Origin of the sequence: Candidatus Accumulibacter cognatus (assembly GCF_000584975.1) — a bacterium.
GTDB classification, from domain to species: Bacteria; Pseudomonadota; Gammaproteobacteria; order Burkholderiales; family Rhodocyclaceae; genus Accumulibacter; species Accumulibacter cognatus.
Genome location: NZ_JDST02000082.1, coordinates 25,067 through 33,401, shown reverse-complemented (window position 1 = coordinate 33,401; position 8,335 = coordinate 25,067). Strand labels below are relative to the sequence as shown.

The 8,335-nt window shown below is 65.0% G+C and carries 8 protein-coding genes; 4 read left to right on the top strand and 4 right to left on the bottom strand.

Features of this window, described 5'->3' with window-relative positions; all coding sequences use genetic code 11:
* Together AW06_RS15255 and AW06_RS20915 are read left to right on the top strand one after the other, a co-directional pair.
* The coding region (locus AW06_RS15255; protein WP_034951688.1) for a tetratricopeptide repeat protein at positions 1–1,159 on the top strand (1,159 nt) is incomplete at its 5' end.
* Positions 1,160–1,231: 72 nt separating this feature from the next.
* Positions 1,232–1,558 (top strand): hypothetical protein, encoded by a 327-nt coding sequence (locus tag AW06_RS20915; protein WP_273704773.1) that lies wholly within the window; start codon positions 1,232–1,234, stop codon positions 1,556–1,558.
* Here the strand turns inward: AW06_RS20915 and AW06_RS15245 are convergent.
* Complete coding sequence (locus tag AW06_RS15245; RefSeq protein WP_034951685.1) at positions 1,528–3,018, bottom strand: sigma 54-interacting transcriptional regulator; 1,491 nt, start codon at positions 3,016–3,018, stop codon at positions 1,528–1,530. The two genes, AW06_RS20915 and AW06_RS15245, sit on opposite strands and share 31 nt — an antisense overlap.
* A gap of 162 nt (positions 3,019–3,180) precedes the next feature.
* Between AW06_RS15245 and AW06_RS15240 the strand changes: the two genes are divergently transcribed.
* Both AW06_RS15240 and AW06_RS15235 read left to right on the top strand, forming a co-directional pair.
* Positions 3,181–3,570 (top strand): hypothetical protein, encoded by a 390-nt coding sequence (locus AW06_RS15240; RefSeq protein WP_034951684.1) that lies wholly within the window; start codon positions 3,181–3,183, stop codon positions 3,568–3,570.
* Positions 3,567–4,967: a radical SAM protein gene (locus AW06_RS15235; RefSeq protein ID WP_138678776.1), complete on the top strand. Its 1,401-nt coding sequence runs from the start codon at positions 3,567–3,569 to the stop codon at positions 4,965–4,967. The genes AW06_RS15240 and AW06_RS15235 overlap by 4 nt, the downstream gene beginning before the upstream one ends.
* Positions 4,968–5,067: 100 nt before the next feature.
* On the opposite strand, the gene AW06_RS15230 is transcribed toward AW06_RS15235, so the two are convergent.
* From AW06_RS15230 to AW06_RS15220, 3 genes are read right to left on the bottom strand one after another with little or no spacing between them, the layout of a single operon-like run.
* Positions 5,068–6,132: an ATP-binding protein gene (locus tag AW06_RS15230; RefSeq protein WP_034951682.1), complete on the bottom strand. Its 1,065-nt coding sequence runs from the start codon at positions 6,130–6,132 to the stop codon at positions 5,068–5,070.
* 6 nt (positions 6,133–6,138) lie between these two features.
* Positions 6,139–6,843: a response regulator transcription factor gene (locus AW06_RS15225; RefSeq protein ID WP_034951680.1), complete on the bottom strand. Its 705-nt coding sequence runs from the start codon at positions 6,841–6,843 to the stop codon at positions 6,139–6,141.
* A complete protein-coding gene (locus AW06_RS15220; protein WP_273704772.1) occupies positions 6,818–8,122 on the bottom strand; it encodes a PAS domain-containing protein in 1,305 nt (434 codons plus the stop codon). Before AW06_RS15220 ends, AW06_RS15225 begins: the two co-directional genes overlap by 26 nt.
* Positions 8,123–8,335 lie beyond the last annotated feature (213 nt).

The following is an 8,335-nucleotide window of genomic DNA, read 5'->3' as shown; positions in this document are numbered from 1 at the left end:
CGCCGCCGGCCGCGTCGGCGAAGCGCTGACGGCGGCGCAACGGCTGCACGAGCGCGCGCAGGCGGCCGGCGAGGCGGTGTACGCCGACGCCGACTACGACCTGGCGACGGCGTTCATCCTCCTCGGGCGAATGCTGTTCCGGGCTGGGCAGGCCGGCGCCGCGTTGCCGCTGCTCGCAGATGCGCAGCGGCGCTTCACTACGGTCGAAGCGCGTGCACCCGGCTGCGGCGCAGCGCACATGGTGACGCGTTGCATCGGCGAGCGGGCGGACTGCCTTCGAGACCTTGGTCGCCTCGACGAAGCCGTGCAGGCGTACGAACAGGCGATTGCCTTAGCCGAGCAGCGCCACAACGAACGCGAGGTCGCGGTTGGCAAGGGCCAGTTGGGCACCGTCCGCCTACTGCAACGCCGCTTCCCGGAAGCGCTCGCCGCGCATACCGAAGCGCGCGAGCGCTTCGCGGCGCTCGGCGAAGCGGCGTCGGTGGCCGTCGCCTGGCACCAGATCGGCTTGGTCCACCACTACGCCGGCAACGGCGAAGCCGCGGAAGACGCGTATCGCGAAGCGCTGGCGATCGAGGTGCTATGCAACAACGTGGCCGGGCAGGCGGGAACCTTGACCCAGTTGGGCCTTCTCTACGCCGACGTTCTCGGCCGCCCCGGACGCCGTCACGCACTATCGCCAGGCGGCCGAGAGCGACGTCGCGTTGCGCAACGTAGCCAACGAAGGCCGCGTGCGCAACAACCTCGCCAGCACGCTGCGCCGCCTCGGCCGTCGGCAGGAAGCGCGCCGAGAGATCGAACGCGCGATCGCGTGTATGCACGGGCTCGGCCACGCCGCCATGCCGTGGATAGCCTGGGCCATCCTCGCCAAGATCGAGAACGACGACGGCCGTGCCAGCGAAGCGCGCCAGGCGAGCCGGCAGGCGCGCGAGGCCTTCCTCGCCTGGCGCCGCGACGGCGGCGAGAACCACACGCCCGGCGCGCGCCTGGCGGCCGAAATCGCCGGCCTGCTGCTCGCCGGCGACCGCGGCAGCGCCGCCGCGGGGCTCGCGCAACTGGCCAGCGCCGCGCGGCGCTCGCCGAGACGCCCGGACTGAACTACGACGATGCCGCCGAAATCCTGCTGCTCCTCGACCGCCTGACCGCCGCTGGGCGCTGACACCGCGGCGCCGCGAGCCTTGCGATTCGCTCATCGGCCTCGGCGGCGGCCTGTCGTTCTCCAGCGCTTTCCTTGCTACAGCGCTCCTGCCTGCTCGATCGATCGCCGACCACCGGGATTCGACGCAGACCCTTCAGCGAGCTGGTCAGCGATCGGCGCCGGCTGTCCGATGGCCTGATCGAAGTGCGCTTCGTCGACACGGCGGGCTGCATTTTCGCCGTGCCGTCGCCAACTCGCCGTCCGGGCGCCAATATCGCCGACCGGGTCCATTTCAGTTATCGATACCGAAAGCCGGCACATCCGGGCGCTGGAAGGGGCGAGGCGGTGAAGATCGTCGCCCTGACCGCCTCGGCACCCAGGTCTGGCCGCTACGCCGGACCGGCGGTATCCGCTTGCTGATGAATGTACTTCCTGGCGGTGCGTCTATCCAAACCGGTGCGCCGTGCCACTTCTTCATAGGTGCCCAGGCGCTTGTAGAGCAGCTGACAATAGCCGGCAAGCAAGGCGCTGGCTCCGAGCCGGCCGTCGTCGATCGCTTGCAGCAAGGCGTCGCTGCTCGCTCCGGCTGACGCCTCGATGGCGGCATCATAACGTCCGGTGAGCAGGATGCGACGCACCGCCTGTTCGAGTTCGCGCACATTGCCCGGCCACGGATAATCGGCTGGCAGGCAGCCGGCGAGCGCGTCAAGGACACGTCCGCCGACCGTTGCGTCGGCAACGCCGAGCATGCGCGTCACCAACAGCCCGACCAGTCTCGCCAGCTCGTCCGGCGCCTCGGCGAGTCGTTGGCGCAGCGTTGGCAGCGTGATGGCATCCGAGCACAGGCGGTAGTAGAAGTCGTGACGAAATTCGCCGCGCGCGATCAGTTGATGTACGGGTCGATTGGTAGCGGCGATGACGCGTCCGGCAAAGCGCTGTGTCTGGTGGCTGCCGATGGGCGTGAAACTTCGCTCCTGCAATACCTGCAGGAGCTTGATCTGAATCGGGATGCTGACCTCGCCGATTTCGTCGAGAAGCAGCGTGCCGTGCGCGCTCGAGCGCGCGAGAACGCCGTCGTGGTGTTCGATGGCGCCGGTGAAGGCACCCTTGCGATGGCCGAACAGCTCGGACTCGATCAGGGTCTCCGGGAACTGTGACAGATTGATGGCGATGAAACTGTCGGCGAAGTTGGCGGCGAAACGCCGCTGCTGCCACAGGTAGGGGATGTGCCCCGAGCGGCCGATCGCCGCCGCCGCCTGACCCTTGCCGGTTCCTGTTTCCCCCAGCAGCAGGGTCGAGAAATCTTCCATCCGTTTCCACAGATGGGTGTCGAACAACTGCATGTCATGGGTGAAGACGTTGTTCCAGAGAGCCCGCCGCAGGCTTTTCATCGATGGACTCTCGCCCACGAGTCCGGCCTCGATGAAGTAGTACGCCCGCCGCAACTGGTGAAAGAGGGCGAAATAACGGGCCGCTTCTTCGTCGGAAAAGCCTCGGCGTACCAGTTCGCCGAGGAGCCGGTCGGCGAGCGTCGCGTCAACCCGCGTTTCCCGTTGACTGGCCTGGCGCTCGATCAGGGCGTCCAGGCCTGCCAGATGGCGGTGATAAACGTCGAAAAGGAATACCGGCTTCGCGCAGTGGGCGTCTTCGGCGGTCAAATCACTCAACGCGAACGTCCCCTGCGCATCCAGCGCCTGCAATCGGCGGTTGATGACCGTCATCAGGGCCTCGGCGTCGGCCATCCCTGGCCGCATGAAGTCCCCGGCGACTTCGCGCACCTGCTGCGCCCGTATCTCCGAGAAGGGATTGGCGAAAACGATCTTGCCGATGCGCAGAAAGAAGTCTCGATCACGCGCGCTCAGCATCTGCGACGCAGCCATGACAGCACCTCACGAGCATGTACAGGAAATGCAATGGCTGCATACATGGAACGCGTACCGGCAGCCAGAATCCGGGGTTGGCTGCATTGTAGATCAACAGGTTACGGATGGCACGCAAACTGCTAGATGACGGATGCCGGAACAACCACGAAGGAGCATGCGATGAACCCTACCCTCAACCACATCAACCTCTGGATGGCCTGGATCGGCATCCTGCTGGGACTGCTCAGCGGTGCGCTGATCGGCCTTTTCTTCCACCGCGACGAGTGGCTGGGTGGCTACGGCAGCTGGCGTCGCCGCCTGCTGCGACTGGGCCACATCAGCTTCTTCGGGATAGCGTTTCTCAATCTCGCGTTCGCCAACACGGTCAGCCTGATGGGAGCGGCGACGCCCGCCTTCGCTGCCTGGTCCTTGGTGGCAGGCGCCGTGCTGATGCCGGCCATCTGTTTTCTTGCAGCGTGGCGCCCAGGCTTCCGTCACCTTTTCTTCTTGCCGGTGGTGACGCTGATCAGTGGCGCGGTCGGCCTGCTCGCTGGCGAGGTGCTGCCATGAGCCAGCCGATTGATGGGCCGTTCGCATTGCCCGCAGCGGCTAGTCAGTCCATGCCGGTGATCGCCGGCACGAAGCCGTTGCGAATCGTCTTCATCGCCATGAGCGGACTGCGCGCCTGTGATCCCGAACTGACCGCGCTCGGCCTGACGCTCCCCGGTTTCGTCGAACGCAATCGCAGCATTGCCTCGCTGCCCAGCCTCGGTCTGCTCACTCTGGCCGGGATGACGCCGGCGCAGCACCAGCGCCGCTACCTTGAAATGCCCGACCTGAGCGGCATCGACCAGCTTCCCCGTGACGTCGATCTGGTGGCCATCTCGAGCTTCAGCGCGCAGATCAAGGAAGCCTACCAGGTGGCAGAACATTATCGGACACTGCGTATCCCGGTGGTGATAGGCGGCCTGCATGTGACCGCGCTGCCGCAGGAAGCGATTGCCCACGGTGCGGCCGCAGTTGTCGGCGAAGGCGAGACCGTGTGGCACGACGTTCTGCGTGACGCCGAGCGTGGCCATTTGCGCCCCTTGTACGACGCGCGCGGTGCCGAGTTCAACCTTGCAGCCGCCCCGATGCCGGCGTACGAACTGCTGGACCTCGAGCGCTACAACCGCATCACCGTGCAGACCAGCCGCGGCTGCCCATGGCGCTGCAGCTTCTGCGCGAGTTCGATCCTGCTCACCCGCAAGTACAAGCAGAAACCTGCGGCGCAGGTGCTGGCGGAAATCGACCACATCCGTTCGCTCTGGCCGCGGCCTTTCATCGAGTTCGCCGACGACAACAGCTTTTGTCACCGCGCCTACTGGAAAGCCCTCTTGCCAGAGATCGCCAAGCGCCAGATCAAATGGTTTGCAGAAAGCGATCTCGCGATTCATGAAGACGACGAGTTGCTGAGGCTGATGCGCGAAGCCGGTTGCGCGGAGGTGCTGATCGGTCTCGAGAGCCCAACGACCGAGGGACTCGACGGGGTGGAGACGAAGTGCAACTGGAAACTGTCGCAGGCACCGCAATATCGCGACGCCATCCGCCGCATCCAGGCCCGGGGCATTCGCGTCAACGCCTGCTTCGTGCTCGGACTCGACGGTCAGACGACACAGATCTTCGATCAGGTCCTCGACTTCGTTGCCGAAGCCCTGCCTTTCGACGTGCAGGTGACGGTGCCGACACCTTTTCCAGGTACCCCGCTGTTCGCGCAACTGCAGCGGGAAGGGCGCCTGCTGGCCGATCGGGCATGGGAGCGCTGCACCTTGTTCGACGTCGGCTTCCGGCCGACACACATGAGCCCGCAGGAGTTGGCGGCCGGCCTGCGCCAGATGGTCGTTGCGCTCTACAGCGAGGAGGCGACGGCGCGCCGGCACCAGCATTTCAAGGCGCTGCGCCAGCAAACGCAGTCGATGGCCGCCTGAGGGCAAGGGAACGGCCCGCTGTTCAGCAGCCGCTGCCGTCGGACAGGCGATCGACGCCTGGATATCCGGGGTCCGGGCGCGTGAACTTCGGCCCGGGGTTTCAGCAGCGCCGCGGCACGGCCGGCAGGTCGAAGCGGAACGTGGTCCCGACCCCGGCGGTGCTGTCCACGGTAATGCATCCTCCGTGCAGTTCGACGATTCTCCGGGTGATCGCCAGACCCAGACCGGCGTTGCCCGCGTTGCCGAACTCGCCACGGTCGACGCGGTAGTAGCGATCGAAGACCTGGGCCAGATCCTCGGGGGCAATGCCGCGACCGGTGTCGCTGATGCTGACCAGCACATGCTCCGCGTCAGCGTCGAGTTCGATGCGCACCGCTCCGCCGGCGGGCGTGTGGCGGATCGCGTTCTCCAGCAGGTTCTCGAGGACGCGCTCGATCATGCCGATATCGGCCCGCACTGGAGGCACGGCGCTGGCCAAGCGATGTTCGAGGCGCAGGCCACGCTGCTCGGCTGTCAGCTCGAACTTCTGCAACACGTCCTGCACCAGTTCGGTCAACGGAAATTCTTCCGCCTGCGGACGGACGTCGTGCGCCTCGAGTTTGGTGAGTTCGAACAGGTCACGCACCAGTTTGCCCAGTCGGTCGCTGTGCTTGGCGGCGATCTCGAGGTAGCTGCGCGCCTCGTCGGGAGATAGCGCGCCATGCCTGAGGAGCAGGATCTCCAGATAACCCTGCATCGACGCGAGCGGCGTGCGCAGGTCGTGCGACACGTTGGCGAGCAGTTCCCGGCGCTGCTCGTCGTTGCGTTCGAGTGCCCGCAGTTGCGAGGCTATACGTTCCGACATCTCCTGGAACGCGATGACCAGGCGATCGATCTCGTCGCCTTGCGGCCTGGCGTTCAGACCGCGCATCGGCTGGCTGAGGCCGTGGGCGCGAAAGGCATCCATCTCGGCGGCCAGCAGACGCAGGCGCCGAGTCAGCAGATTGAAAACGATCAAGGCGGCGAGCAGGGAAAAGGCAATGGCTCCGACGATCAGATCGGCGGCCAGCTCGAGCAGGCGGGGGCCCTCGAGCATCTGCTCCGTCGCCACGATGAAGGCGGCGCCGAGGGAGAAGAAGACCAACATGAGAGCGATCGTCAGCTTGCCGTAGAGCGACCGCAACATGGACGTTCAGCCGGCGCTCTGGTCGCGGAATTTGTAGCCCACACCCCACACCGTCAGGATGAACTCCGGCTGGTTCGGATTCGGCTCGATTTTCGCGCGCAGGCGGTTGATGTGCGCATTGACGGTGTGCTCGTATCCGCTGTGGCTATAGCCCCATACCTTGTCGAGCAGTTGCGCGCGGCTGTAGACGCGGCCCGGGTGCTCGGCAAAGTACCACAGCAGGTCGAACTCCTTGGCGGTGAGATCGACCGCCTTGCCGGCCAGAGTCACCTGCCGCCGTTCGACATCGACTCGCAGCGGCCCCGAGTCAAGTACCTTGGCCTGTTCGGTCGGCTTGGCCAGGTGGTCCACGCGGCGAAAAATGGCTTTCACCCTCGCCGCGAGCTCGAGCACGCTGAACGGTTTGGTGAGGTAGTCGTCGGCGCCCATCTCGAGGCCGAGAACGCGATCGAGCTCGGTGGACTTCGCCGTCAGCATCAGAATTGGCGTATACGTGCTCTTGCCGCGAATGCGGCGGCAAATCTCCAGTCCGTCCATGCCGGGGAGCATCCGGTCGAGAATCACCAGGTCATAGTCCCGCGACTCCGCTTCGGCGAGGCCGACGATCCCGTCGTAGGCAGTCTTCACCGCGCACGACAGCTCGCCGAGCTGAAGCGTGATCAGCCGGGCAATGTCCTCGTCGTCCTCAACTACCAGAACCTGTCGTACCATGTGGGCTCCCTTGCGGTTGTTCGGCAGCGTGCTTAGCCGCCTGTAGTCGAAGCACTTCGAGAGCCATCTCCCTTTCCATCTCGGCCCCGGCCCGCGCCGCGAAGACGCGGTAGATGGACGCGATCAGCATCTCGTCGCCCATCGGCCGGGTGTCGAGAAAAGCGAGGTGGCCAATGACCTTGCCGTCGCTGGCGAAGATCGGAATCCCGAGATACCCTTCATAGCCTGCCTCGACGGGGAAAGTCGTGCCGACGTTCTGCGGGTGGAAGCAGACGCGCCCTTCCTTGACAACGGTCTCGCAAGGCGTACCCGGCAGGTCATACTCGAAATCATCGAGAAAAGCGTGCCCGGACCAGAAGGCCAGCGTCCGCAGGCGGCTCGTCGGATAATCCGCGCACTGGGTGATGAAGGCACACGAGACCTGTAGGGCACAGGCGAAATGCTGCACCAGGGTGCGATAGAAGGCATCGCCGGCCGCGCCCGCGGTGCCTTCCGCCATCTCGTTGAGGATGGTTTCAAAGCGCTTGATGCGTGTGATGTCGGTATCCAGCCCGACCATCCGATAAGCCTTGCCACTAGCATGACGGACCACCGTTCCCCGCGACAGTATCCAGCGCGTACTGCCGTCCCGATGCAGCATGCGATATTGCTGTTCATAGGGCTCGCCAGTGCTCTCGAGGTTGGCCTGGATGGCGGCTTCCACCGCCGCCCGATCGTCAGCATGGATGCGCTCCCGCCACCGCTCCCGACAATCGGGCAAGTCGCTGTCGGCGAACCCGAGCATGCTCTTCCAGCGTGGCGAAAGCAGCATTTCGCCACTCGCCAGATTCCATTCCCACAAGCCGTCGCTGCTGCCACGCAGGGCGAGCGCATAACGCTCCTCGCTCAGCCGCAGCGCGGCCTCGATCTCCCGGCACCGCTGCTCGACCGCGCACTCGTGCCGCCGCTGCCGGGTGGCCGAATCGGTGAGCGCTTCGATAGTGAGCTTGACGGCCTGGATTTCATTGCCCGCAGAAGGATCGGCATTGACGAGATCACCTGACTCGAAGATTTCGCCAGGGTGGCGGGCAAGGCCCGCCAGAGGCTGGATGACCTGTCGATCGACGGTGATCGCACTGACCACCAGGAATGCCGCTGCGGTCGCCAACACGGCCATTGCCAAAGCCGTCCGCCCGGCCGGCAGCATCACTTCCGGTAGCCAGCCCCATGCCAAATAGGCCGCCGCAAGAACACCGAACAGGCAGGGTGGTAGCAGGATTTTCCATCGCAAGTTGATCAAGAAGCATCCTCCAGTCGTCCTTCGCGCAGCTTTCACAGGCGCAACCATAGGCGAAGTAAGCAATAGATTCAAGTTTCTGCTGAGTGTTGCCGGCCTGCCGTCGCTGGCGCTAGTCGGTGCCTGCCGATGTGATTGAAGCTTGAGCAGTGCGTGATACATCCGTGATTTTCGGCCGCCATACTGCTTTCGACGATGCACAACAACCCGGGAGAA